This is a genomic window from Methylobacillus methanolivorans, from assembly GCF_054588515.1.
This window is the reverse complement of the sequence record NZ_BAAILT010000002.1, coordinates 165360-190479: the sequence shown is the minus strand read 5'-3', so window position 1 is coordinate 190479 and position 25120 is coordinate 165360. Positions and strand designations below refer to the sequence as shown.

At 51.6% G+C, this 25120-nt stretch carries 26 protein-coding genes; 4 read left to right on the top strand and 22 right to left on the bottom strand.

The window, feature by feature from the left end:
• Window positions 1-267 precede the first annotated feature (267 nt).
• A complete protein-coding gene (locus LG202_RS02245) occupies window positions 268-1446 on the top strand; it encodes a GGDEF domain-containing protein (protein ID WP_230346797.1) in 1179 nt (392 codons plus the stop codon).
• Here the strand turns inward: LG202_RS02245 and LG202_RS02240 are convergent.
• The 12 genes from LG202_RS02240 to htpG form a co-directional block, all read right to left on the bottom strand.
• Entirely contained in the window at window positions 1424-2536 is a 1113-nt protein-coding gene (locus tag LG202_RS02240; protein WP_230346796.1) for an endonuclease/exonuclease/phosphatase family protein, read from the bottom strand. The genes LG202_RS02245 and LG202_RS02240 overlap by 23 nt on opposite strands.
• A 19-nt stretch (window positions 2537-2555) precedes the next feature.
• Entirely contained in the window at window positions 2556-2960 is a 405-nt protein-coding gene (locus tag LG202_RS02235; RefSeq protein ID WP_230346795.1) for a hypothetical protein, read from the bottom strand.
• Between the two features lie 65 nt (window positions 2961-3025).
• A complete protein-coding gene (locus tag LG202_RS02230) occupies window positions 3026-3358 on the bottom strand; it encodes a DMT family transporter (RefSeq protein ID WP_230346794.1) in 333 nt (110 codons plus the stop codon).
• Between the two features lie 2 nt (window positions 3359-3360).
• Entirely contained in the window at window positions 3361-3732 is a 372-nt protein-coding gene (locus LG202_RS02225) for a glyoxalase superfamily protein (RefSeq protein ID WP_230346793.1), read from the bottom strand.
• Window positions 3733-3745: 13 nt separating this feature from the next.
• Complete coding sequence (locus LG202_RS02220) at window positions 3746-4309, bottom strand: RBBP9/YdeN family alpha/beta hydrolase (protein ID WP_230346792.1); 564 nt, start codon at window positions 4307-4309, stop codon at window positions 3746-3748.
• 83 nt (window positions 4310-4392) lie between these two features.
• Window positions 4393-5073, bottom strand: coding sequence for a DUF4197 domain-containing protein (locus tag LG202_RS02215; RefSeq protein ID WP_230346791.1), 681 nt, complete (start codon window positions 5071-5073; stop codon window positions 4393-4395).
• 85 nt (window positions 5074-5158) lie between these two features.
• A complete protein-coding gene (locus LG202_RS02210; protein WP_230346790.1) occupies window positions 5159-7636 on the bottom strand; it encodes a glycogen/starch/alpha-glucan phosphorylase in 2478 nt (825 codons plus the stop codon).
• 321 nt (window positions 7637-7957) lie between these two features.
• Window positions 7958-8383 (bottom strand): ExbD/TolR family protein, encoded by a 426-nt coding sequence (locus LG202_RS02205; protein ID WP_230346789.1) that lies wholly within the window; start codon window positions 8381-8383, stop codon window positions 7958-7960.
• A complete protein-coding gene (locus tag LG202_RS02200) occupies window positions 8380-9129 on the bottom strand; it encodes a MotA/TolQ/ExbB proton channel family protein (protein ID WP_230346788.1) in 750 nt (249 codons plus the stop codon). The genes LG202_RS02205 and LG202_RS02200 overlap by 4 nt, the downstream gene beginning before the upstream one ends.
• A 50-nt stretch (window positions 9130-9179) precedes the next feature.
• Window positions 9180-9950 carry an energy transducer TonB gene (locus tag LG202_RS02195; protein ID WP_230346787.1) on the bottom strand — a complete coding sequence of 257 codons (771 nt, stop codon included), beginning with the start codon at window positions 9948-9950 and terminating at the stop codon, window positions 9180-9182.
• 506 nt (window positions 9951-10456) lie between these two features.
• Complete coding sequence (rpsD, locus tag LG202_RS02190) at window positions 10457-11074, bottom strand: 30S ribosomal protein S4 (RefSeq protein WP_230346786.1); 618 nt, start codon at window positions 11072-11074, stop codon at window positions 10457-10459.
• A 247-nt stretch (window positions 11075-11321) separates the two neighbouring features.
• Window positions 11322-13208 (bottom strand): molecular chaperone HtpG, encoded by a 1887-nt coding sequence (htpG, locus tag LG202_RS02185; RefSeq protein ID WP_230346785.1) that lies wholly within the window; start codon window positions 13206-13208, stop codon window positions 11322-11324.
• Between the two features lie 184 nt (window positions 13209-13392).
• Between htpG and LG202_RS02180 the strand changes: the two genes are divergently transcribed.
• Together LG202_RS02180 and LG202_RS02175 are read left to right on the top strand one after the other, a co-directional pair.
• Window positions 13393-15807, top strand: coding sequence for a TonB-dependent receptor (locus LG202_RS02180; RefSeq protein WP_230346784.1), 2415 nt, complete (start codon window positions 13393-13395; stop codon window positions 15805-15807).
• 113 nt (window positions 15808-15920) lie between these two features.
• Window positions 15921-16184 carry a hypothetical protein gene (locus tag LG202_RS02175; RefSeq protein ID WP_230346783.1) on the top strand — a complete coding sequence of 88 codons (264 nt, stop codon included), beginning with the start codon at window positions 15921-15923 and terminating at the stop codon, window positions 16182-16184.
• A gap of 9 nt (window positions 16185-16193) precedes the next feature.
• Here the strand turns inward: LG202_RS02175 and LG202_RS02170 are convergent, their stop codons facing one another.
• From LG202_RS02170 to recO, 5 genes are read right to left on the bottom strand one after another with little or no spacing between them, the layout of a single operon-like run.
• Window positions 16194-16994 carry a tRNA threonylcarbamoyladenosine dehydratase gene (locus LG202_RS02170; protein WP_230346782.1) on the bottom strand — a complete coding sequence of 267 codons (801 nt, stop codon included), beginning with the start codon at window positions 16992-16994 and terminating at the stop codon, window positions 16194-16196.
• Window positions 16984-17919 (bottom strand): surface-adhesin E family protein, encoded by a 936-nt coding sequence (locus tag LG202_RS02165; RefSeq protein ID WP_230346781.1) that lies wholly within the window; start codon window positions 17917-17919, stop codon window positions 16984-16986. Before LG202_RS02165 ends, LG202_RS02170 begins: the two co-directional genes overlap by 11 nt.
• Window position 17920: 1 nt before the next feature.
• On the bottom strand, window positions 17921-18301 hold the full coding sequence (acpS, locus tag LG202_RS02160) for a holo-ACP synthase (protein WP_230346780.1): 381 nt from the start codon (window positions 18299-18301) through the stop codon (window positions 17921-17923).
• Window positions 18302-18319: 18 nt separating this feature from the next.
• The gene (gene pdxJ / locus LG202_RS02155) at window positions 18320-19045 is read right to left on the bottom strand and encodes a pyridoxine 5'-phosphate synthase (RefSeq protein WP_230348021.1); all 726 of its coding nucleotides are present in this window, start codon (window positions 19043-19045) and stop codon (window positions 18320-18322) included.
• Window positions 19039-19773: a DNA repair protein RecO gene (recO, locus tag LG202_RS02150; protein WP_230346779.1), complete on the bottom strand. Its 735-nt coding sequence runs from the start codon at window positions 19771-19773 to the stop codon at window positions 19039-19041. The genes pdxJ and recO overlap by 7 nt, the downstream gene beginning before the upstream one ends.
• 115 nt (window positions 19774-19888) lie before the next feature.
• On the opposite strand from recO, the gene pagP reads away from it, so the two are divergent.
• Window positions 19889-20443, top strand: a complete 555-nt coding sequence (gene pagP / locus LG202_RS02145) for a lipid IV(A) palmitoyltransferase PagP (RefSeq protein WP_230346778.1) — start codon at window positions 19889-19891, stop codon at window positions 20441-20443.
• On the opposite strand, the gene era is transcribed toward pagP, so the two are convergent.
• The 5 genes from era to lepA form a co-directional block, all read right to left on the bottom strand.
• The gene (era, locus tag LG202_RS02140) at window positions 20440-21330 is read right to left on the bottom strand and encodes a GTPase Era (protein ID WP_230346777.1); all 891 of its coding nucleotides are present in this window, start codon (window positions 21328-21330) and stop codon (window positions 20440-20442) included. The genes pagP and era overlap by 4 nt on opposite strands.
• Window positions 21327-22010 (bottom strand): ribonuclease III, encoded by a 684-nt coding sequence (gene rnc / locus LG202_RS02135; protein ID WP_459724645.1) that lies wholly within the window; start codon window positions 22008-22010, stop codon window positions 21327-21329. Before rnc ends, era begins: the two co-directional genes overlap by 4 nt.
• 81 nt (window positions 22011-22091) lie before the next feature.
• Entirely contained in the window at window positions 22092-22457 is a 366-nt protein-coding gene (locus LG202_RS02130) for a DUF4845 domain-containing protein (RefSeq protein ID WP_230346775.1), read from the bottom strand.
• A 30-nt stretch (window positions 22458-22487) separates the two neighbouring features.
• The gene (gene lepB / locus LG202_RS02125) at window positions 22488-23234 is read right to left on the bottom strand and encodes a signal peptidase I (protein ID WP_230346774.1); all 747 of its coding nucleotides are present in this window, start codon (window positions 23232-23234) and stop codon (window positions 22488-22490) included.
• Window positions 23231-25024: a translation elongation factor 4 gene (gene lepA / locus LG202_RS02120; protein WP_230346773.1), complete on the bottom strand. Its 1794-nt coding sequence runs from the start codon at window positions 25022-25024 to the stop codon at window positions 23231-23233. The genes lepB and lepA overlap by 4 nt, the downstream gene beginning before the upstream one ends.
• Window positions 25025-25120 lie beyond the last annotated feature (96 nt).

Sequence of the window (25120 nt, the reverse complement as noted above, 5' to 3'; positions counted from 1 at the left end):
ATTCATTCAGGTGTGTTTTTATCAGCAATATCAATGCCAATATTCAAACTATTGATATAAATAGATAAATTTTTCAAACATTTATTAAATTGGCTATATACAACCACCATGGTGGTTGTATATAGCCACCACCTCCTACATCGATTGTGCCACTGTCACGATTCAGTGCAAAACCTTGCAAAGCGATGCCGGCACGAGCCCAACACCAAGATTTTTCAGGGATAAGTCGTTATAATCACTCACTCTAATAGGCCTTCGCCCACAGACATGCTGCAGCTTGATGTCAAAACCATTTACTTCCTCGTCGGCCTGTTTGCCACAACGACGGGACTCGTGCTGTTTGCTCTCAGCACCACAGGGCGTTTTGATCGCTGGCTGAAGTATTGGGGTATCAGCAATATTGCTACGGGTAGCGGGATTCTCCTGCTGACATTCCGTGACATCATTCCAGATTTCTACAGCATTGTACTGGCCAATATGCTGGCCATCATTGGCTATTACCTGCTGATGGCGACCACTCAACGCTTGTATCACCGTCGACGCATTGCTGTAAAGCCGCACTTGCTGTTTCTTGGCATACTCACCGTGCTGTTCATCCTGATGCAGGATGCCGATAGTTACTATGCAGAAAGAACCGTACTCACTGCGCTCACCTGTGGTTTCTACGCCTACTGTGTTGCCAAAAGCACCTTCCGTATTGCCAGGACTGAGGATATCACCTCGGCCTACCTAGTTTCTGGCATTTTCACCATGGCAACTGCAGTCTTTGCGATGCGTGCCATCGCCGGCCTAACGCACCATTTAGGAGGGGAATCTGTCTTTGCGTCTGGTGGGATCAATATGTGGACCATTTTGCTCGCTGCGATCATTGGTCCACTGTGGAACATGTCCATGCTGTTAATGATCATGGAACGCATCAACCGCAACTGGATAGGCCGTGCCTTACGTGACCCATTGACTTCGGCTCTTAACCGAGAAGGACTGAAAGCTGCGATTGAAAACAACTCGATGCGTCGCCAGTCAGACGCGCACCCGGTCACAGCACTACTATTGGTTGATATTGATCACTTCAAGCAAGTCAACGATAAATTAGGACACGCATTTGGCGATCAGTTGCTGTGCACGTTTGCCGATATTGTGCATAACCAATTACGCAGCTCAGACCTCTTTGCGCGCCAAGGTGGTGATGAGTTTGTGATTATCCTGCCTGCAAGCGGGGAGAAAGAGGCTCAGGATGTAGCCGAGCGTTTGCAAAACTCTTTTGCCCATGCCACTGAAAAATTAAAACAAGATGGCTTATCGATTACCCTGAGCATTGGTATTGCAGTGGCGGCTAGCGATCAAATCGCGCATTCATTGAATAGCCTGATGGAGCAAGCCGATTCGGCACTCTATCAATCCAAGCACCATGGGCGTAACCGCATCACATCGGCCCAAGCGGCTTAACGCTTGCTGAAACCTCGAAACCAGACTGCTCGGCTTTTTCCACCCCTTCTTCCACTTTTTCTTCTGCTTCCTCCTGGTCGTCAGGCGATGCCAATTCTGGTGTGTGAACAAACTCCAGGTGACGTTCCAACTGCAGATGAGTGAATACCGGGAAGTGATCTGAGCCAATATGCGGCAAGCGCTGCATTTTTACCAGGCCAAAATCGGTGCTATGGAAGATATGATCCAATGCCCAACGCAGGAAAGGGTAATCCGCGTGATAAGTGTTGATATGATGACGCCCCTTACGCGGATCAAGCAAACCACTTACGCGCTGGAAAAGACGCGTGGTACGCGACCAAGCCACGTCATTGAGATCGCCCATCACGATCACGCTACCCTCCGTATTGCCAACCTCACGCCCCACAATCAATAACTCCGCATCCCGCAAAGTAGAATCAGGTGCCTCGGTGGGGCTAGGCGGCTCGGGATGCAGGCAGTGCAGCCTGACTGGCGCACCACAAGGCAATATCACCGTCGCATGGATCGAGGGAATTTCCGGGCTCAGCAAAAACTTCACCTCTGGCGTACGCAAGGGCAAGCGGCTATAGAGATGCATACCATAGAGATTATCCAGCGGCACCCGCACCACGTGAGGATATTCACGTTCAATCGCCGTCATGGCCTGTTCCCATATGCGGTCTGACTCCAGCGTCAGTAGCACATCAGGCTTGAGTAGCCTGACTTGCTCAATCAGCTTGAAATGCTGGTTATTCGTCATCAGTACATTGGCGACTATCATGGACAATTGTTTGTCGGGTCGATAATGCCGGGGGTCAATCACCTTGACTTCATCAGGCCAAAGATGGGTATAAGGGATCACCATACGCAACTGATGCCACAAGGCCAGCAACAAGGCTGCCAACATGCCCCAGCGTAAGGGCGACCATGGCGCTTCTATCAGCATCAAGGCCAGCAGTGCAAGCAAGCCAAGGGTAATGATTTGCAAGCGCGGAAAATCTAGGCCACGAAACCACCACTCATTGCGACGCACCAAAGAGCCGAGCGTCAACAACACGGTCAATGCCGATAGGCTATAAGCCAATATCATGGGAGCAGGCCCTCAGTGGCTACATCTGCGGCGGCAAATGCCAGATCCAAGCCGCCACAGCCAGCAGTGCCACGACCAGCACCATGGTCATTCTGGATAACCGGCCAAGACGGCGGCGACTATCTTCCAGGTTGGCAACAAGTTGCTCATGCTGATCAGCCAAAGTTTTCAATAATTTAGAAGACTCCACCATCTGGGTTTGTAGTTTGGCTAGCTGCATTTCCAGCGACTGAACGCGGGCCTCCCTGTCATTAGCGTTATCCAGCTCGCTGTAAGGCACATCATAAGCCTCGGGCTCCTGATATTCCTGCTTGCCAGAGACGGCGTGCCAAAACTTTCTCGCCCCATCTGCAATCTCTGGGGCCTTACGAATCACTTCAATCCAGGGAACCACCTTTAATACCGTCAGCCATGGTGCAGCCACTATTTATTCCTTTCGTGTTGGAGGGTACATACCCTGAATACGCAATCACATGCTGCGTATTGATTTCAATGGCCAGTCGTCCTGGAAAATAATTGCATCACCACAACGCCAGTGATGATCAATGCCATGCCGATGACGGCTGGCAAATCTGGCTTTTGCCCATACAACACTAGTGCAATTAACGTCACCAAGACAATGCCTAACCCCGACCAAATCGCGTAGGCAATGCCAACCGGAATGCTGCGCAAGGTCAGTGCTAAAAAGTAAAATGCCAAACCATAGCCAACCACGACCAACACACTGGGCAGCCATTGACTAAAGCCATCGCTGGCCTTGAGAGCCGAAGTAGCGATCACCTCGGCAACGATGGCAATCGCCAGGTAGATCCAGTGCTGCATATTCACGGCTCTGTCACGGTCACAAAGTTCAGCCGGTTGCCATCGAGGTCCACCATCAGCATATTACGCACACTTGGCCCAAGATCATTGCCAGGTGGCTCAGTCACATGCAAGCCCTGCTGCAGGAACTCAAGGTGCACTGCATCGACATCATCCACGTAAAAATGTACTAATGCGCCAAAAGCACAATCGCCAGTGTGCTCGGTGAGGAATACCTGCATGTCATCCCGTGCAATCGCGGCAAAAAAGGGTAACCCCGGCTCGAATTGGTGGGTCCACAATTCACGGAAGCCGAGTTTTTCATAAAAGGGTTTGCTCAGTGCATAAGAAGCCACACGCACTGCAGGTACGACTTGCTGGGTTACTTTCTTCATGCTCCCTCCTCGCTCATGTGGCTTGCTCACGCATGCGTATCATCACATCGTAAAGTGCAGGAAATTCGGTAAAACCATCCTGTGCCATGAAGTGCCCACCACGCTCAAATAACTCCCAATCTGCATCAAGTTTTTCGGCCAAGCGTAATGAATAAGGGTAAGGCACGATGTGATCATCTTGAGCCGCCATGACGATGCGCTGTGGCACTAAGCGAACCAGTTTTTCTGCATCCAGTGGCGCTGCGCTGAATGGATCCAGCACTGGCAGGAAACTTAATGGTTCAGCGAACCCAGACACCAGAGCCATACCAGCTACGGCTTGCTGTTGATCCTCAAGATAGCGCAGCAAAGTAATGCAACCCAGACTGTGACCAATCAAGTAAGTCTGGCTACCCAGTTTTATATTGTCGCGTAGACAATCCAGCCAGGCATCAATATCCGGGTGATCCGGTGCTGGTAATGCCAGCACCTGTACCTCAAAATCCTGCTGCTCTAATGTACGCTTGACCCAGGGAAACCAATGGCTTTGCGCTGAAGCCTGGTAACCATGGATGATATAGACGCGGTGCGTTTGCATGCTGTTCCCCACATACTGAATATGTGGTTAGAACAATTGACAGGCTTTAGTTCGCAACGATTGCTCAGCGCACAATAAAAAAGCTATTTCACTGCCCCAAACACTTTCTTGAGTAAACTGCTTGCCTGGCCCATTGGGTCCTGGCGAATGGCCTTTTCTTCCTCAGCCATCATCAGGTAAACACCATCCAGCGTTTTTTGCGTCACATATTGCTCAAGGTTAGCCTGGTCCTTGCCCACCAAGCCATATTTACTGCCCATCTCGGCAAAGCGATTATATTGCTTTGCGAGGTCTACATCTTGAGTAGCCTTTTTCACGATAGGCAGAAACTTATCTGCCATAGGGCCGGAGGTAGTCTTGCGAAAATATTGCGTCGCCGAGTCCTGCCCGCCTGTCAGGATATCCTTGGCGTCCTGCACGCTCATCTGCTTGACGGAATTAACCAGCAAGGCCTTGGCCTCAGGTACAGCAGCCTCTGCTGCCTGGTTCATTTTAACCACCAACTCATCCGCCTGCTTGCCCATGCCAAACATGCGCATGGCTTTTTCCGCTTTTTGCATCGACTCAGGTAAAGGGATTTTCACCTGCGGATTATTGAGAAAGCCGCCCGCCTGGCCCAATTGACTGACAGCTCGCTCAGCGCCTTGGGTCAGTGCCTGTTTCAGGCCTTGGCTAGCGTCAGCATTGCTAATACTGCTCAAATCGAGCGCAACGGCATGACTAGAAAATGCAATAAACGATAAAGCAGTGACAAAATGGCGCATAGCCCCTCCGGTAGTATTGAGGTAGAAGATCATTCTACCTCTATTGGCGGGCAATGCGCGATGACCGCGAAGTGCCTTCAAGACTTTATTCTGCGGGTTTGACGTTCCAGATGTTCTCCGCATACTCACCGATAGTGCGGTCACTGGAAAACTTGCCAATCCGCGCCACATTGAGGATAGCTTTACGGCTCCACTCCTCCTCATCCTTGTAGAGCTGGCCAACCGCATCCTGGGTTTCGATGTAGCTGGCATAATCTGCCAACAAAAGATATTGGTCGCCTTTGCCAAGCAAGGTATCGCCGATTGCTTGATAACGATCCGGCTCATCAACGGAGAAGAAGCCATTGGTGATCATATCCACTGCCTGCTTCAGCTCGGGGTTGCCATGGTAATAATCCCAAGGATTGTAATTGTTAGCCTTGACCTCGGCCACCTGCTCCGTCGTCAGGCCAAAAATAAAGATATTCTCTTCACCCACCTCTTCGCGTATTTCCACATTAGCGCCATCCAGCGTGCCAATTGTTAAGGCACCATTCAGCGCCATCTTCATGTTACCGGTACCTGAAGCCTCGGTCCCAGCAGTGGAAATCTGCTCTGACAAATCACTGCCAGGGAACAATAGCTCAGCAGCCGATACTTCGTAATTGGGGTAGAACACCACCTTAAGCTTATCGCCTACGGCTGGGTCCTCATTGACGATAGAAGCAACATCGTTGATCAAGCGGATGATCAGCTTGGCAAGCCAGTAGCCAGGTGCCGCCTTGCCGCCAAAAATTACAGCTCGCGGCGTGACATCCTTGGCCTGCCCGCTACGAATGCGGTTATACAAGGTAATAATATGCAGAACGTTGAGAAGCTGGCGTTTGTATTCATGAATGCGCTTGATTTGTATGTCAAACAAGGCCTTCGGATTGAGTTTCACCCCGGTTACATGCTCAATACGCTTGGCAAGCCGCTGTTTGTTGGCATGCTTGACCGCACGAAATGCCTTGCGAAAATCGGCATCCTCTGCCAATGGCTCCAATGCGCGCAGCTTATCCAAACCATGATGAAAATCCTTGCCAATTACGCTTTCCAGCAAGTGAGTCAAGCCCGGGTTGCATTGATTGAGCCAACGCCGCGGGGTAATACCATTGGTGATATTAATGAATCGACCAGGGAAGATGCGGTTGAAATCAGCAAACAGCGTAGATCGCAGCAATTCGCTATGCAATGCTGCCACCCCGTTAACAGTATGACTGCCAACCACGGCGAGATGCGCCATGCGCACCCTGCGACCATGCTCCTCGTCAATAATGGAAACTCGCGTCAATAAATCTGTCTCGCCCGGGAACTTGTGGTTCACCATCTGCAGGAACTCGTGGTTGATACGATAGATAATGCCAAGGTGGCGCGGCAGCAGCTTGCCAAACATCTCCACCGGCCAGGTTTCCAGCGCCTCCGGCATGAGAGTATGGTTGGTATAGGCAAATACTTTTTCGCTGATTTTCCAGGCTTTTTCCCAACTGAGGTGATGCACATCCACCAATTGGTACATCAGCTCAGCAACAGCAATGGCGGGATGTGTATCATTGAGCTGGATCGCCACCTTGTCCGGCAATACGCTCCAATCATCATGCTTGGAAAGGAAGCGGCGCAAGATATCCTGCACCGAAGCCGAGACGAAGAAATACTGTTGCTTGAGGCGCAACTCCTTGCCCAGCACAGAAGTGTCGTTGGGATATAGCACTTTCGAGATATTCTCGTAGGCATTGCGCTCCTCGACGGCCTTCTCGTAGTTACCGTCATTAAAATGTGCAAGGTCAAACTCACGCGCCGCCTTGGCAGACCACAAACGCAAGGTATTCACGGTTTCCGTGTCGTAGCCAGGTACTGGCATGTCATAGGCAATCGCCAGCACGCTTTCGGCATCGACCCAATGGTATTCCGTGCCCTTGGCAGTCGGGAACTCCACCACCTTTCCATAAAACCTTACCGGATACTGGCTTTCAGGGCGCTGGAACTCCCAGAGATTGCCGTATCGCAACCAATTATCGGGGTTTTCCACCTGCTGCCCCTGGCTAATCGACTGGCGGAACATGCCATATTCATAACGAATGCCGTAACCTGTCCCGGGAATATCCATGCTCGCCATGGAATCCAAGAAACACGCCGCCAATCGTCCCAGGCCGCCATTGCCTAGCGCAGCATCATTCTCCAGCTCCACAACATCTTCCAGCTTGTGACCCAAGGCCTTCAAGCCTTCCTGCACTTCGCCCTCAATGCCCAGATTCAGTGCAGCGTTCTGCATCATGCGCCCCAGCAAGAACTCCAGCGAAAGGTAATACACCCGCTTCGGGTCCTGGGCATTGTATGCCTCGGCAGTTTTCACCCAGCGCTCGACCACATGGTCGCGTACGGTGTATCCCGTTGCCACATACCAATCACGTGGCGTGGAGGCTTCACTGGTCTTGAATGCAGAAAAAATCAGGTGATTCTGCAACGCCTGGGCGATGGGGGTTTTCTCGGTAGTAATCACAGGCGTGGAGGCTTTGGGCTTCTTGGATTCTTTTGCAGCAGTCATTGGCGTCTTTCCGTGTGAGTTTACAAAATGCCACCCGTTGGCTTGAGTGCAGCAGCACATAATGAATGGCCAACATGAAATTCATGCGAAGCTTGATGTCACTGTTTAAAAGCGAGCAAAAATCAGGCCATTGCGGGAACAATAGGTCGGGCAGACTCCAATCTGCCACGATCACCACAGGTGAACTCTTTTACAAGACTACATGAGCAACAAAAAGTTGAACAGCAAACGTAAAAACATTGCAGGAACAAAAACCAATGGGAACAGCAGAAACGCGAAAGGCCGGTTTCCCGGCCTTGTGTGTGATCAATGCAAGATTGCTTATTTGGGTGTAGGGTCGCTGACGAAACCCAGTTTTTGCACGCCAGCATTTTGGGCATAGGCCATGACTTCTGCCAACACCTGGTAACGAGTTTCCTTGTCGGCACGAATATGCAACTCTGGCTGAGGCTCTTTATTCGCTACTTCATGCAGTTTTGCATTCAGCTCTTCCAGCGTTACGGTTTGGTCATTCCAATACATTGTGCCTGCTGGATCAATCGCTACATCAATAATATCCGGCTTTTCCGGCGATGGTTGGCTGGTTGCTTGCGGCAAATCGATCTTGACGGCATGCGTCAACAAAGGCGCGGTAATGATAAAAATCACCAGTAATACCAACATCACGTCTACAAGCGGCGTGGTGTTGATCTCGGACATGGGGCGACTATTGCCTTCCCCACCACCAATGCCACCACCAGCCATCATGCTGTCACCTCTTTCAGCTTGGCACCGGTGCGCACAGCAGCTGCACCAGCAGTCGTCTTGCTACTAGGGTTCAGAGGAGCACCAGTGGTCAGCAGGATATGTAAGTCATTGGCAAAGCCTTCCACCTCACCAAGAATCAGGCGGTTGCGACGTACTAGCGCGTTATAGGCCAATACCGCAGGAATCGCCACAGCCAAACCCAGCGCTGTCATGATCAATGCTTCACCCACAGGGCCTGCCACCTTGTCCAGGGTTGCTTGGCCACTTTGGCTGATGCTGGCCAAAGCGTGGTAAATACCCCACACCGTACCGAACAAGCCGACAAATGGTGCCACGCTACCTACCGATGCCAGCATGGTCAAGCCATAATCCATGCGTTCACTTTCGGTGGAAATCTGGCGGCGCATGGCACGAGCGATAAACTCATCCTTGTTGCAAGCCTCTTCCACATTGTGTGCTACATGCGCCTGGTGGTGCTCGGCCGCATCTATTGCCTGGTTAGCCACGCGCGAGACAATGGTTTCACCGCTGTTGTGGCGCAAGGCAGATTCGATTGAAGGTGCTTGCCAGAAATGGTTGCTGTATTCACGGTTGGCACTGCGTATGGTCAAGGCCTGATAAAACTTGGTCACCATGAGATACCAGCTTGCCACCGACATGAAGACCAGCACAACTGCAACCAGGATGGACACTGGCCCACCGTCCAGAATGAAGTCCAAGCTGCTAAATTCGTATGCATTTTCCATATTGCATTAATCCTATATGTGTAAAAGTATGACTAACCTGGTTAAATTTGCTAATCCGAGATGGAGAACCTGACCGGAGCAATCACGGACACCTTCATCGGCTTGTTGTTACGCTTATACGGGTTGAACCTGGATTTCTTGGTGGCTTCAAGCGCTGCCTTATCCAGACGCTCCGAACCACTGCTAGATTCGATCTGTATGGATTCGGGCACACCAGACTCTGAAATCAGGATGCGCAACATCACCACACCTTGCTCACCAAGCCTTCTGGACATCGCAGGGTATACCGGCATCTCTTGATGCAGATAGGAAACACCACTAATCGCAATTTCAGGAATCGGCTGATCCTTGGGCTCAGGCGGCTTGACCGGCTCTATCTTCTCAGCCACTACCGGCTTATCTTGAACAGGAGCTTGCGAAGGCGCTTGTTTCATGTCCTGAGGCTGAGGCTCGGAAACCTCCTGCTTCACCTCCTTCACCTCCTCAACAGGCTTAGGCGCCTCAATCGGTACCGGCTTATCCACGACTTTGGGCTTAGGCTTGGGTTTAGGTTTTGGCTCAGGTGGTTTAGGCTTTGGCTGCGGCTCAGGTTCGGTAATTGCCACCTCAGGCACAGGTTCCGGGCTTTTAACCAAGCTCACCATGATAGGTGGCGCTGCATCTTCCTGATGAGGTTCCCTGGTAGATACAGCAATCAGACCTGCAAATACAGCTGCATGGAGGACTACAGTCGCAACCAGCGCCTTGGCAGAAAAATCTTGTTGATCTTTTTCGCGGAAAACCCGTTTGGGAATCAAACTACGAATTAGTTTTTGACTCAATTGCCCCTCAACATATTGCTCTCTTGAAAGGCGTGCTAGTGAAAGCTCAATGGACATTTTTGATGTGGGTCGTAAATTGACTATGGGATTTCTTGGCACTCAATATTGCTAATCGGGTGGCCGCTTCCTGGATCATCTCAGCAAGCGAGTTAAACGCATGATCCTCCAAGCGCAAACTCAAGGCTCCAACTTCAACTTCTGCAACATGACATTCCTCACAGTACACCACCCTGCACCCGTCACTACCAGCAAGCACTACACGCCTACAATTGTTCACTGTCTTCATTTCTATCCCGCTCTATGTCTGGGTTGCAGTCAATGATGCAAGGCTACCCTTGCAAGAGCGAAAAATGATAACTATTCTCATGTGCATAGTCAAGAATAATACGCATTCTAGCAGCTAATTGAGCGCGATTCTTATTATTTCCCGCATCTGCATTGTGGCAAATTGTCGCAGAAAATAAAAAAGGCCGCTAATAGCGGCCTTTTCGATTCCGTCAAAAGAATTACAGACGGTTTGCGTAGTATTCAACAACCTGTTGAACGTCCACAGGGAATGGAACATCTTCCGCTGCTGGCAAGTGAGCAACCTTGGCTTGCTGAGGTTGCTCAGCCCATGTGATCCACTCTGGGCGAATCAATGGTGGGTTAGCCAATGTTTCTACGACGATAGGCAGCTTGGTGCTGCTGGCCTTCAGGGAAACCTCATCACCCACGCGCAGGCGGATAGATGGAATGTTCACTGACTTGCCATTCAGCAATACGTGACGGTGGGAAACCAGTTGGCGTGCAGCGGCGATTGTTGGAGCAAAACCAGCGCGGAACACGACATTGTCCAGACGACGCTCCAGCAATTGCAGCAGTGTTTCGCCAGTAGGGGACTTGCCCTTACGTGCATCAACCACCAGGCGACGCAGTTGCTTTTCGGACAGGCCGTAGTTGAAACGCAGCTTTTGCTTTTCTTGCAGCTTGACACCGAAGTCGGACTTCTTGCGACGGGTGTTCTTGGCACCGTGTTGACCTGGAGGGGTTGGACGTGCCTCAATGGTCTTGCGGGACAAGCCAGGCAGATCAATACCAAGTGCGCGCATTACTTTAAGACGTGGGCCGGTGAATCTAGACATTCTTTAAAACTCCTTAATAATTGGATTGATCAGGCTGACCTGACAAATAGCTTCCTGCATCCCGACTTTATTCAGAATGGATAGCTTGACGCTATCACCACACCGCATGGGTATGGCATACCTGCACATTACAAACTCCGCGCATAGCAAACGCTTTCTACGCGAAGCCGCGGATTATACAATAAAAAACCGTCACTGACCAAGCATCAATGACGGTTTTCAATCTGCTCCGCTTTTTAGCTACAACCTAGGCCAGCATGGCGTTGACCCTGCGTACGAAAGCAGCTGGGTCTTCCAGTTGGCCACCCTCTGCGAGCAAGGCCTGATCAAACAACAGATGGGCCCAATCGGCAAACTTCGCATCATCACTCACAGCCTTCAAGCGCTGCACGATGCTGTGATCAGGATTGATCTCAAGTACAGGCTTGTTACCTGGCGTTTTCTGCCCTGCGGCCTTGAGCAAGCGCTCCAAGTTGCCGGAAAGATCATGCTCGCCCGCCACCAAGCAAGCCGGGGAGTCGGTCAGGCGATGCGTCACACGCACTTCCTTCACGCTCTCGCCCAACGTAACCTGGATACGTTCAACCAAGGACTTATATTCATCCTCAGTCTTCTTTTGCTGTTCCTTCTCGGCTTCGTCTTCCAGCTTGCCTAGATCCAAATCGCCCTTAGCTACAGATTGCAGCTTCTTGCCCTCGAACTCGGTCAAACTACCCAACAACCATTCATCAACCCGGTCAGACAGCAGCAACACCTCAATACCCTTCTTGCGGAAAATTTCCAGGTGCGGGCTATGCTGGGCGGCAGCGAACGTGTCGGCAGTAATGTAATAGATAGCCTCCTGGCCTTCCTTCATCCGGCTAATGTAATCCTTGAAAGACACTAGCTGTTCGTCGGTATCCGCGTGTGTGCTGGCAAAACGCAACAGGCCGGCAATGCGCTCCTTGTTGGCAAAATCTTCACCCGGGCCTTCCTTCAGCACACGGCCAAATTCGTTCCAGAACTTGGCGTACTCTTCGGGCTTGTTTTCTGCAATATCTTCAAGCAGGCCCAATACACGCTTGACGGAACCGGTCTTGATCGCATCGATGTCTTTGGAGTGTTGCAGGATTTCACGCGAGACATTCAATGGCAAGTCAGCACTATCAATCACGCCACGCACAAAGCGCAGGTATTGCGGCATGAGTTGCTCAGCATCATCCATAATGAAGACACGCTTCACGTACAGCTTGATGCCATGCTGGCGCTCGCGGTCATAGAGGTCGAACGGTGCCTTGGATGGAACATACAGCAGGGAAATATACTCCTGCTTGCCTTCCACGCGGTTGTGCGCCCAAGTCAGAGGATTCTCGAAATCGTGTGAGACATGCTTGTAGAACTCTTGGTATTCCTCCTCGGAAATATCGCTCTTGCTGCGGGCCCACAAAGCAGAGGCCCTGTTCACGGTCTCGTCTTCATCGGTAGGCACCTGCTCGCCATCTTTCCACTCAGACTTCTTCATGATGATGGGCAGGGTGATATGGTCAGAATACTTGCGGATGATGGACTTGAGTTTCCAGTCATTAAGGAACTCATCTTCCCCTTCGCGCAGATGCAGGACGATATCAGTACCGCGGCTAGCCTTATCCGCAGCTTCCAATGTGTAATCACCTTCCCCGGTAGATTCCCAACGCACGGCTTCGCTGCTACCCGCGCGGCGAGTAATCAATGTCACTTTGTTGGCTAGAATGAAGGCAGAATAAAACCCCACACCAAATTGACCAATCAGATTAGCATCCTTGGCTTGGTCGCCAGTGAGAGACTGGAAGAATTCCTTGGTGCCAGACTTGGCGATGGTACCGATATTGCGAATAACTTCTTCACGGCTCATGCCAATGCCGTTATCGGAAATAGTGACAGTGCGTGCATCCTTGTCGAAGCTCACACGAATCTTGAGCTCGCTATCGCTCTCATAAAGGCTGTTATTGGCTAATGCCTCGAAGCGTAGCTTATCTGCGGCATCGCTCGCATTAGAGATCAGCTCACGCAGCACAATTTCCTTGTTGCTGTAGAGCGAATGAATCATCAATTGCAGCAGTTGCTTGACTTCTGCCTGGAAGCCCAGGGTTTCTTTTTGTAGCGTCTCTGTGGACATTGCTTAACTCCCGTGATGCGGTTGAATGACAATGTTGGCTATATAGGGACGGTCGGAGAAATTTCAAGCGCCACAATTCAAGTGTGGTCATTTGGATATAAAATGTTCGATTAATTATAAAAAATATACAAATCTATACTCAAATCAGTGGTGGCCACACCACCACACAAGGGGAACACCTGTTTTGAAATATACCCGCCTGGGCAGCAGTATGATTGCCCTGTTCACGACATGCAGTATCAGCCACGCCAATGATCAATTGCCCTCACCCCAGGAAATCGTCAGCGATGCTGCATTAGAAACAACTCACGTCACGGCCAGGCGGCGCCTGGAAAAGGAACAAGACGTTCCTGCTGCAATATCCGTGCTCAGCGGCGAGCAACTGGAAGCAAACAGGATCTACCAATTACAAGACCTGCCGCAACTGCTTCCCAACCTCACAGTGCAATTCCAGCATCCGCGCCAATCCAGCATTGCAATCCGAGGCATTGGCAGCAACCCTGCCAATGAAGGGCTGGAAGGCAGTGCTGGGCTTTATATTGATAATGTGTTCCTCGGGCGGCCTGGACTAGCGGTATTTGACTTGCTGGATATAGAGCAAGCCGATCTATTGCGTGGTCCCCAGGGCACCTTGTTTGGCAAGAACACCACTGCCGGCGTACTCAATATCACCACGCGCAAACCCGTCTTTACATCGGAAAATAGTGCTGAGGCAAGCTTGGGTTCGCGTGACTATACGCAATACAAAGCCATGGTGAACCAAGCGATTAACGATGTTGCCGCTTTCCGCATTGCGGCTTACAAAACGCACGATGACGGCTGGGTGAAGAACACCTACGATGGCAAGAACCTGAACGAGATCAACCGCACCGGCGTACGCGGCCAACTGCTGCTCAAGCCCAGTGATGCCTTTAACCTGCGTGTGATTGCCGAGCATCATGAAGAAGACTCCAGCACTGGTAGCCTAGTACCCTACAGCTATGCGCCATGGACGCCCAACCCCACTTCGCTCACCGTCATTGGCATTCATCCAGTTACATTACAACCCATTTTTGGCCCAGACTACTCACATAGTACTCCGGCTGGCACCGCCAATTCCAACGCCACTAATGCCCTGACCCATGCCAATAACCTCGGGGCAAGCAACCGCGATTATGACCCCAAGGATTACAAAGCAACACTGAATAGTCGTCAACGCGTGCGCACCAAACAGGATGCCTTATCTGCGGAGGCAAATTGGGATATCAATGGCTATACGCTGACGTCAATTACCGCTTGGCGTCGCTGGGCATTCAAGCCCAACAACGACATGGATCGCACTGATCTGGATGCACTCACTGGTGGCACGAATGTAGAACACAAGCAGTATTCGCAGGAGGTCAGGCTGGCCTCTCCCTTGAGCGACACTTTCGATTATGTTCTTGGCGGCTTTTACTATTATCAGGATTTAGCCAACCACGAAGCCTATAACTCTGGGCCAGCGGCACTGGCGTTAACCACCATTTACCCCAATAACTCGAAGCTCACAGGCACAGGCTACGCCAAAACCAACAGCTATGCGCTATTTGGCCAGGGTACCTGGCACCTCACAGACCGCCTAGATCTAACCGGCGGGCTGCGCTACACACTTGAAAAAAAAGAAGCGCGCGTAGTGCAAGACAAGGCAGTCACCCCAGGTCCTATTTTCCCCAATCCACTACTTGAGTTTTATGACACCGGTGTACAACACCAAACTGACGAGAGCATTTCCACCCTGTTAACTGGCAGCTACTGGATCAATGAGCATATCCTTGGTTACACCACGCTTTCTTCCAGCGAGAAATCCGGGGGCTTTAATGTCAATGGTGTCGCCTCCCCTGGCTCTGTGTTAGGTACCCAGGCGCTGAACATTGATCCTGAAAAAGCAAAAAACCTGGAATTCGGCATCAAGTCCAGCTGGCTGGATCAGCGCTTGATTGCCAATACCAGCCTGTTCCTCACCAAGGTCAGGGATTACCAGGCCGCTACCAATACCGCCATCAACAACAGCTATACCGGCCTGCTCACCAATGTCGGAGATATCACCAGCAAAGGCCTTGAGCTGGATATGCGAGGGCAAGTGAACTCACACCTGACAGTGAACTTCAACGGTGCTTACACCGATGCACGCTTTGATCGCGGCACCGCTCCTACCCCTGCGGAAGAATTCAACGGCCCAGGAGGCACGGCAGAGAGCGGCTACGGTAAAGGGCTTAGGAGCATCGCTGGCAATCGCGTCAATGGTGCCTCACGCTGGGCGTTCAGCAGCGGAGCACAATGGCGCTGGAACCCGACAGACAATGTCGAGCATTACACCTCGGCCCAATATAGCTGGCGCTCTGAAACCTATGCCGACATCAACAACTCTCGTTACTCGAAAATTGCAGGCTATAGCATCCTCAATCTCAGCAGCGGCATCCGCATGCAGCATGGGCGCCATCAATGGGATGTATCGATCTGGGCGCGGAATCTTCTGGACAAGCGCTATTTCCTAAGCTTGACCAACACAGGCAGCAACGCTTACATGGGCTCTGCCGGGCAACCTCGCACCATAGGGGTAACGCTGCGCTACGACTTTTAAACCTGAATAAAGAGATGAACAGCCACCAGGCCTTGATGGCAGGTGGCTGATTTTTTGTGTAAATTAGGATATTTCGGGCTACACTACACCCTACTCGTGCAAAGGGGATAACGATGGCAAAAATCACAGTCAACAAGCTAGAGGAGCATGCTTTTGAAGTGGCGATTGAGGCACAATCCAGCACGACACACCGTGTAACAGTAGCGCCAGACTATGCCAACAAGCTCAGCCTGGGACGCTTTGATCATGAAGAGTTGATCCGGCGTTCTTTCGAGTTCTTGCTGGAGCGTGAATCCAATACCAGCATCTTGCGCAGCTTCGACCTATCCGTCATCTCGCGCTATTTCCCTGAATACGAACACACCATCACACAATAAAACAGCTCACTATGGAGCCAGTAATTTCAGTATCTCGGCAGCCGCAGTCATACCGCAAGGAGCTGTCACGGCAACGGATGAGCCATAACCAGCACAATTCAACCCCGTGATACCGCCCGTATCAGCGCTGCAACTAGCGTCTGGCTGTTGAATCGGCTCATCGGAATAGATACAGGCAATACCAAACTTTTGCAGCTTTCTTTTATTACCCGGTTTATTGCCATCCAACCCCTTGGGAAAACCGTGATCACGACGCAACTGATTACGTACCTTGGCCAGCAACCTGTCACCATGCACTTCTGCCAAATCGGCTACTCGGATACGTGTTGGATCGACCCGCCCCCCCGCCCCACCTGCCATCACTAGTGGGATATTGTGCTGTCGGCACCAGGCTGCCAACGCGACCTTGGCACGGGCATCGTCAATGGCATCGAGCACCGCATCCAATGGCGTATTGAGTAAGACATCCAGGTTATCCGGCGTGATGAAATCCTCAACCTCGTGCACCTCAGCCAGCGGGTTGATCATGCGCACACGTTGCGCCATGGCTGTCACCTTGGCCAAGCCAAATGTACCTTCGACAGCATGCAACTGGCGATTGACGTTGGATTCGGCAATATTGTCGAGATCAACTAGGGTCAACCTGCCCACGGCACTACGCGCCAAAGCCTCCACGGCCCAAGAACCCACACCGCCCATACCGATGACAGCAACATGTGTATGTTGGAAACGCCGCAAGGCCACCTCACCATACAAGCGACGCACACCACCAAAGCGGCGCTCCCAATCCATATCCAGACTATTGCTCATTGGGTGATGCCTCACAGCCAGCAGTCCTAATTTCTCGCTGGTATTGATCAAGTCCATGGATGGCACAATGATTCTTGTCGACGTCATCGGCAATGCGGGCGAGCTGGTCTAGGTATTGTTGCATGGTGTCGCAATACAAGGCATGAGCATCAATATCACCCTGCACGCGCCGCTCCAGCGCCTGCAAGTCATTGAGCGTACCCTTGCAGGCATCTTCCTGGAATGGATTACGCGCAGGTTTGGTAGTTGGGCTGCAAATCGCCTTGGCAAGCTGTTGTGCCGTGGCTGACTTACTCACAGGCGCAACAGCAGGCGGCTTGTCGAACAAGGCCTCAGCGCGGCCATCATGCACTTTCTGCGCTTGCAGTATCCGGAATGTCCCTTCACCACAATTAAATTGCAGGGTGCTCAGGGTTTGCTCATTTTTATTGAAAGGCTTGACGCGAGTATTCACCGTGAATACCTGGCCAGGCAGGGCCTGCAAAGAAGCCCGATCCAGTGCCACTTCCCCGGTATTGCTGTTGCTCACGACCTCCCACCGAGGTTGGGAGGGAACGGTGGATTGCGGGGCAGGAGCCGCACAATAACGCTGCTGCAATTGGTCAGGCAATGACCCAGGACTGATGGGTTCTTCCGCACGGGGGGCATCAAACCTGACCACCGGCTTGCCATCCTTGAGCTGGTATCCTTTCAGGTAACTAAACCGCTTGGCCTTGCAATCAAGCTGCATGGTCGTAACCCAGATACTGCCATCAGCCTGCTCAACCTTGGTTTGCACAGTCAATTTCTGCTCTGCCGCATGTCGAACAACACTAGCCTGGTCAACATAATGCTTGCCAACAGCGCTTTCACCCGCCAGCTCCCACTGCTCGGCACTCATTGCAAAGCCTGCAATCAGCAGGCAGATCCACCAAGCGCTACGCATCTCAAGCTTTTTCCAATACCACGAACGCCGCCGCCAATGCTTTCTCATCGCTAATGGAAAGATGCAGCTGACCCACGCCCTTTTCCACCAGCCATTGCTGCAATGCTGGTGCAAGCTGGAATTCTGGTTTACCTAGGGCATCGTGCCCGATACCTATATTCTCAAAGCTGGCAGCCCCTCTGATGCCTGTGCCAAGCGCCTTGGCAAAAGCTTCCTTGGCGGCAAAGCGCTTGGCAAGAAACCTAGCCTTGACGCGACTGGCTTCATATTCCTGCCATTCGGTATTATTGAGAATGCGCTGTGCAAATGCGTCGCCAAAGCGGCTAAGCGACTCCTCGATGCGCACCACTTCAACGATGTCGGTGCCTATGCCATAAATCATGCTGAAATCTTGCCCTGCTCAGTTGGCCTTCTGCACGATGAGTGCCTTCATCTCGCGCACGGCATATTCCCAGCCCACAAACAAGGCATGTGCCACGATGGCATGGCCGATATTCAACTCTTCTATCCCCGGGATACCCACAATTTCATGGACGTTATGGATATTGAGGCCATGCCCAGCGTTGACGGTCAAGCCCAACGCCAGCCCGTGATCCACTGCCATGCGAATGCGCTGCAATTCAGCATGCTTATCGCTATCGGTCTTGGCATCGGCAAATGCGCCGGTATGAATCTCGATCACAGGCGCGCCAGCCGCCTTGGCTGCCTCAACCTGCTCAAGATCCGGCCCGATAAACAAGGAAACGCGAATACCCGCATCTGCCAGCGTCTTGCATGCTGCCTTAATCGTACCTAGATTGCCAACCACATCCAGGCCACCTTCGGTAGTACGTTCCTCACGACGCTCCGGCACCAGACAAACATCCTGTGGCTTAACCTGCAAAGCGATGCCGACCATTTCGTCGGTAACTGCCATTTCCAGGTTCATCTTGGTTTGCAGCAATGGACGCAAGGCAAACACGTCGGCATCCTGAATATGGCGCCTGTCTTCGCGTAAATGGATGGTAATGCTATCAGCACCTGCCTCTTCAGCACGTAACGCGGCTTGCACCACGCTGGGATATTGAGTGCCGCGCGCTTGGCGCAAGGTAGCTACATGATCGATATTGACGCCTAGTTTCATAATGCCTGCAAATCCATGAGTAATTGTCGGGTATGTAAGGGCTTTTCACCCAGGTAATGTGCCAGCAAGGTGCGCATCAACTGCTTACTCTGCTGCTGAGTCAATACATCGCTATAGTCGTCTTGTGCCATCGCAAGCAATGTCTTGCCGGATAATTGTACGCCATTTGCCTGGGCTGCATGCTGGCTGATAGGCAATGCACCATGTTCGGCCCAATAGGCATAGACCTGTTCTGCCTCTATCGCCTCGCCTTCGGCATCTTGTTGCAACGGTACGGCATATCCCATCTCCTGTAACATTTTGAGCTCGAAACGTCGCAAGGTGGTTGCAGGCGGCACCTGGTCCTGCGCTAGGATACGCAAGGTCTGGCTATAGTAATCAAACAGGGCATCGTGCCCATCTTCGCGCGGCAACAGACGCAGAAGCAATTCATTCAGGTAAAAGCCACACATCAAGGCTTCGCCGCGTAACAACAGCAGCCCTGCGCCCCACTCCATGCTGTGCAAGTTTTTGAGCTCAGCCTTGCCTGACCAGGTTGCCTGCAAAGGCTGAAAGGCCTGCAACATGCCGCGCATTGCCGAACGCGGACGCCGTGCACCCTTGGCAACCGCGGCCACGCGACCAAACTCACGGCTGAACAGCTCGACAACCAGGCTGGTTTCCTTGAAGGGATAAGTGTGCAGCACATATACGGGCTGGTTGTCTTGGCGGTGGGTGGGACTGAGTGCCATGCAAGCAAAAAGAGAGAAGAACCAGCGGGCATTCTATCTCAGGCATCCCTATTATTGAGAAACCTTTTATTAGCTGATGCTGTCCGTCTACTATCACGCATCAAACATACTATTCATGAACCTCAAGCACAGCACCCTCACATTCGGCACTGCCCTGCTCTTGCCACTGGCCGCCTCAGCCGCCTGCGACAAGGATTACACCTGGATAGACAAGTCATGCAACCACGTTAGCGATATATGGAACACTGGCAAGCAGGACCTCTATATTCCGCTGTGGACCCACCACCTGCGATTTGCCTATGATCAGGACAAAATCGACTCGTTCCGTGAGTTCACTTGGGGCTTGGGCTATGGTCGCAGCCGCTACAATGCGGCAGGCAACTGGGAAGGCATTTACCTGATGGCATTCTCTGATTCGCACAGCAATGTGCAGCCCATGCTAGGGTATGGACACCAATGGATGATGGGGCCAACCTCTGGCCTACATGCAGGGATTGGCTATACCGCGTTCCTGACTTCGCGTGCAGATATCTACAAAAACTTCCCCATCCCCGGCATATTGCCGATTGCCTCAGTCAATTATCGGCAATACTCATTGAATACCAGCTATGTGCCGGGTGGCCGGGGAAATGGCAATATCCTGTTTTTCTGGTCTAGGCTGGGTTTCTAATATCCCAATGATTTCAAGGCGCGCTCATCATCTGCCCAACCACCCTTGACCTTGACCCAGGTTTCCAGCCAGACCTTGCCACCGAAAAGCTTCTCCATGTCTTGGCGCGCCTCGGTGGAAATACGCTTGAGTTTCTCGCCCCCCTTGCCAATCAACATCGGTTTCTGGCTTTCCTTGTCGACGATAATGGCAGCGTGAATACGACGCAGATTGCCTTCCTGCTCGAACTTCTCGATTTCCACGGCAACCGAATACGGTACCTCATCGCCTAACAAACGGAAAATCTTCTCGCGCAGCATTTCAGCAGCCAAGAAGCGCTCATTACGATCTGTGAGCTCATCCTCACCATAAATCGCCGGTTGCTCTGGCAGATGCTCGCGTACAGCAGAGAGCAACTCATCAAGATAAAGATTTTTCTTGGCACTCACTGGGATGATGCCGGTAAAGGGGAATTCCAGATCAAAATCCTGGATCAAGGGCAACAAGTTGCCTTTATCCCCCATCAGGTCGGCCTTATTAACGACCAAGAATACCGGCTGGTTTTTCGGCAGCAATGCCAACACCTTGCGATCAGCCTCGCCCAGATGCATAGGCTCGATCACGAATAGCACCACATCAACATCACTGAGCACCTGGGTAACAGTGCGGTTCAGGCTGCGATTGAGCGCATTGATGTGTTTTTGCTGGAAACCCGGCGTATCAACAAACAGGAACTGCGTATCTTCTGTGGTATGGATACCGAGCACACGATGGCGCGTAGTTTGTGCCTTACGTGATGTAATGCTCAGCTTGAGTCCTAGGATATGATTGAGCAAGGTGGACTTGCCCACATTGGGGCGACCGACGATAGCAACGGTGCCACAACGAAACGTATTGGTTGATGTCATTTCTTTCCTTTATCGAGCAATTGCTCGTAAACTGCCTGGGCAGCCTGTTGTTCAGCCGCACGGCGGCTGGAGCCTTTGCCTTCAGCAGTCATCTGTAACTTGGCAATATGGCAACTCACACGGAATGTCTGGCAATGCGCCTCGCCTTCGGTTGCCAACACATGATATTCGGGTAGGTCGATTTTGCGCCCTTGCAGGAATTCCTGCAGCAGCGACTTGGCATCCTTGCCGATTGCCTTGGGATCTATGTTTTCCAGGCGCGGGAGAAATAGGCGCTGTACCAGTGCCTCGGCAGCAGGATAGCCCCCATCAAGAAACACCGCGCCGATAATAGCCTCCATCGCATCGGCCAGTACCGAGGGGCGACGCCAGCCACCACTTTTGAGTTCGCCTTCGCCCAAGCGTAAGCTTTCGCCCACATTGAGGCTAATCGCAATCTCACTCAGGGTTTGTTCCTTAACCAATTGCGCACGCAAGCGGCTGAGATCGCCTTCTGGTAACTTGGGGAAACGCTGGAACAGCTGATGTGCCACCAGAAAATTCAGTACACCATCACCCAGAAACTCCAGGCGCTCGTTATTGTTACCGGAATGGCTACGATGCGTCAGCGCCTGGGTCAGCAAGCTTTTATCCTGGAACTCATAGGCAAGCTGGCGTAGCAGATTATTCAAGCTATACAGACTCAAAACAAGGCCTTACTATGGAATACCGTAGAAAATGAACAGGCCATGCTACATGCACGGCCCAGACGAGACTGACAATCAACGGGCATTGTCGGTAGAAGCCTCGAAATCTAGCAAAACGCTGACATTGGAAAACAAGGGTACGACGACCTGGTAATCAACAGACAGTGCCGTCTTGCCATTCTCATCGCGCAGAAAGCTAAGATCCTTGGCATCAACACTGCGGATATCGTCGATGGTCGCACTCTTTTGGAAAGCGCTGATCATGTCCGCCTTGCTCATGCTGGAAAACGCCGGATCATGCGCAATACGGCTGATCGCCTTCTTAACAGCAAAATACTCAATATAAGAAGGCGTAAGCTTCATCGCCAGCACCGCGAAAAATACACTGACTGCAATTACAATCACCAGGCTTAGGAAGGTTAGGCCTTGCTGCTTTTTCATGCTGGCTCTCCGTTTATTTTAATTGGATATTTACTTGATCTTGGTGCCAATTCTGCCAAAGTCGTCAAAATTCCACCAGATAAAGAACGCTTTCCCGACCAGGTTATCTTCGGGAACAAAGCCCCAAACACGGCTATCCTTGCTGTTATCTCGGTTGTCGCCCATGGCAAAGTAATGCCCAGCTGGCACCTCAACTTCACCATCGAATGCCATCCCATTTTCCTCAATCAGGATGTCATGCTTAACCTCACCAAGTTGCTCCTGATAACGCTTGGTAACAACCATATTCAGACCGGAACCAACATATTTGTAATCATCAACATAATCTGTCTGCACTGCCTGGCCATTCACATACAAACGCTTGTTGCGGTAGGCAATGCGGTCACCAGGCACACCGATGACACGCTTGATGTAATCAATGGATGGGTCAGGCGGGTAATGGAAAACAAACACATCACCACGCTGCGGGTGGTCAACTGCCAGGAAGGTCTTGTTAAGGATAGGCACGCGCAAGCCATAAGTGAATTTGTTCACCAGAATGAAATCGCCTGCCAGCAGGGTTGGCATCATGGAACCAGAAGGAATTTTGAATGGCTCAACGATGAAAGAACGAATCAGGAATACCGCGAGAATGACGGGGAAGAAGCTCTTGGAATACTCCACGATCACGGGGTCTGCCGCATCTGCCGCGCGCTTCTTGCGCCAGAACAAGCTATCCAACAACCAGATCACACCCGTGATTGCCAGCACCGCCAGCATGAACAATGCAAACATCATTTGTCTTCAACCCTCAAAATAGCCAGGAATGCTTCCTGTGGAATTTCAACATTACCTACTTGCTTCATGCGCTTCTTGCCCTCTTTCTGCTTCTCGAGTAGCTTTTTCTTACGCGTGATGTCACCGCCATAACACTTGGCCAATACGTTCTTGCGCATGGCCTTCACGGTTTCACGGGCAATAATATTGGCACCGATAGAGGCCTGCACGGCAATATCGAACATCTGGCGCGGAATCAGCTCGCGCATTTTGGACACTAACTCACGGCCTCGGTAAATGCTGTTGGCACGATGCACAATCAAGGACAACGCATCGACACGCTCACCGTTGACCATAATGTCGAGCTTAACCAGGTCTGCTGCGCGGAACTCAAGAAACTCGTAATCCATGGAAGCATAACCACGAGACACGGATTTCAACTTATCAAAGAAATCCAGCACCACTTCATTGAGCGGCATTTCATAGCTCAACATCACCTGACGCCCCATGTATTGCATATTGCGCTGCACACCGCGCTTGTTGTTGCACAGCGTCATCACTGGGCCGACATACTCTTGTGGCATCAACAGGTTAATAGTAATGATGGGTTCGCGAATTTCGGCAATGCGCGATGGTTCAGGCAGACGCGATGGATTTTCGATCTGTTCAACCTCACCACTCTTAAGCAACAACTCATACACCACCGTTGGCGCCGTGGTGATGAGATCCATGTCATATTCGCGCTCCAAGCGCTCCTGAACAATCTCCATGTGCAGCAAACCAAGGAAGCCACAACGGAAGCCAAAACCCAAGGCACTTGAATTTTCAGGCTCAAACTGCAATGAAGCATCATTGAGGCGCAATTTTTCCAATGCCTCACGCAAAGCCTCAAATTGATTGGACTCCACGGGATACAAGCCAGCAAACACCTGTGGCTGAACTTCCTTGAAGCCTGGCAGGGCCTCGCTCGCAGGTTTGTCTGCTAGGGTCACGGTGTCGCCCACCTTGGCACTGGTCAGCTCCTTGATGCCGGCAATAATGAAACCTACCTCACCTGCGGAAAGCGAGGTACGCTGGCGTGATTTAGGTGTAAACACCCCCACCTGCTCGCAAAGATAAGTGGCCTTGGTGGCCATCATGCGGATTTTATCCTTGGGTTTGAGCACGCCATCTACCACGCGCACCAGCATGATCACGCCAACATAGTTATCAAACCAGGAGTCAATGATCAAGGCTTTCAGTGGCTTATCCGGGTCGCCCACGGGCGGCGGAATCTTGGCAATCATGGTTTCCAGCACGTCCTGCACACCCACACCGGTCTTGGCAGAACAACGTACGGCCTCAGAAGCATCAACGCCAATCACATCCTCGATTTCCTGCATCACGCGCTCAGGATCAGCTGCAGGCAAGTCAATCTTATTGAGGACAGGCACCACTTCAACACCCTGATCAATAGCGGTATAGCAGTTCGCCACACTCTGTGCTTCAACGCCCTGGGAAGCATCCACCACCAGCAATGCACCTTCACAGGCAGCCAGCGAGCGGCTGACCTCGTAGGAAAAATCGACGTGCCCTGGAGTATCAATCAGATTGAGGTTATAGACTTGACCATCCAGCGCCTTGTATTCCAGTGCAGCCGTCTGCGCCTTGATGGTAATGCCACGTTCGCGCTCGATATCCATGGAGTCTAGCACTTGGGCTTCCATTTCACGGTCAGAAAGACCGCCACACAACTGGATAATACGGTCTGCAAGTGTAGACTTGCCGTGGTCGATGTGAGCAATGATAGAAAAATTGCGGATATTTTTCATGTAGTTATTCTAGATTAGGCCAAGTAAAGAAGGGCGCCGGAGCGCCCTTTTACAACACAGTGATTAGCGTCGGATTTTACAGCAAATACCGACTCT

Coding starts and splice junctions, on each gene's coding strand:
- LG202_RS02245 (WP_230346797.1), top strand. CDS start 268: ATGCTGCAGCTTGATGTCAAAACCATTTACTTCCTCGTCGGCCTGTTT.
- LG202_RS02240 (WP_230346796.1), bottom strand. CDS start 2,536: ATGATATTGGCTTATAGCCTATCGGCATTGACCGTGTTGTTGACGCTC.
- LG202_RS02230 (WP_230346794.1), bottom strand. CDS start 3,358: ATGCAGCACTGGATCTACCTGGCGATTGCCATCGTTGCCGAGGTGATC.
- LG202_RS02225 (WP_230346793.1), bottom strand. CDS start 3,732: ATGAAGAAAGTAACCCAGCAAGTCGTACCTGCAGTGCGTGTGGCTTCT.
- LG202_RS02220 (WP_230346792.1), bottom strand. CDS start 4,309: ATGCAAACGCACCGCGTCTATATCATCCATGGTTACCAGGCTTCAGCG.
- LG202_RS02215 (WP_230346791.1), bottom strand. CDS start 5,073: ATGCGCCATTTTGTCACTGCTTTATCGTTTATTGCATTTTCTAGTCAT.
- LG202_RS02210 (WP_230346790.1), bottom strand. CDS start 7,636: ATGACTGCTGCAAAAGAATCCAAGAAGCCCAAAGCCTCCACGCCTGTG.
- LG202_RS02205 (WP_230346789.1), bottom strand. CDS start 8,383: ATGATGGCTGGTGGTGGCATTGGTGGTGGGGAAGGCAATAGTCGCCCC.
- LG202_RS02200 (WP_230346788.1), bottom strand. CDS start 9,129: ATGGAAAATGCATACGAATTTAGCAGCTTGGACTTCATTCTGGACGGT.
- rpsD (WP_230346786.1), bottom strand. CDS start 11,074: ATGTCTAGATTCACCGGCCCACGTCTTAAAGTAATGCGCGCACTTGGT.
- htpG (WP_230346785.1), bottom strand. CDS start 13,208: ATGTCCACAGAGACGCTACAAAAAGAAACCCTGGGCTTCCAGGCAGAA.
- LG202_RS02175 (WP_230346783.1), top strand. CDS start 15,921: ATGGCAAAAATCACAGTCAACAAGCTAGAGGAGCATGCTTTTGAAGTG.
- LG202_RS02170 (WP_230346782.1), bottom strand. CDS start 16,994: ATGAGCAATAGTCTGGATATGGATTGGGAGCGCCGCTTTGGTGGTGTG.
- LG202_RS02165 (WP_230346781.1), bottom strand. CDS start 17,919: ATGCGTAGCGCTTGGTGGATCTGCCTGCTGATTGCAGGCTTTGCAATG.
- acpS (WP_230346780.1), bottom strand. CDS start 18,301: ATGATTTATGGCATAGGCACCGACATCGTTGAAGTGGTGCGCATCGAG.
- recO (WP_230346779.1), bottom strand. CDS start 19,773: ATGGCACTCAGTCCCACCCACCGCCAAGACAACCAGCCCGTATATGTG.
- pagP (WP_230346778.1), top strand. CDS start 19,889: ATGAACCTCAAGCACAGCACCCTCACATTCGGCACTGCCCTGCTCTTG.
- era (WP_230346777.1), bottom strand. CDS start 21,330: ATGACATCAACCAATACGTTTCGTTGTGGCACCGTTGCTATCGTCGGT.
- LG202_RS02130 (WP_230346775.1), bottom strand. CDS start 22,457: ATGAAAAAGCAGCAAGGCCTAACCTTCCTAAGCCTGGTGATTGTAATT.
- lepB (WP_230346774.1), bottom strand. CDS start 23,234: ATGATGTTTGCATTGTTCATGCTGGCGGTGCTGGCAATCACGGGTGTG.
- lepA (WP_230346773.1), bottom strand. CDS start 25,024: ATGAAAAATATCCGCAATTTTTCTATCATTGCTCACATCGACCACGGC.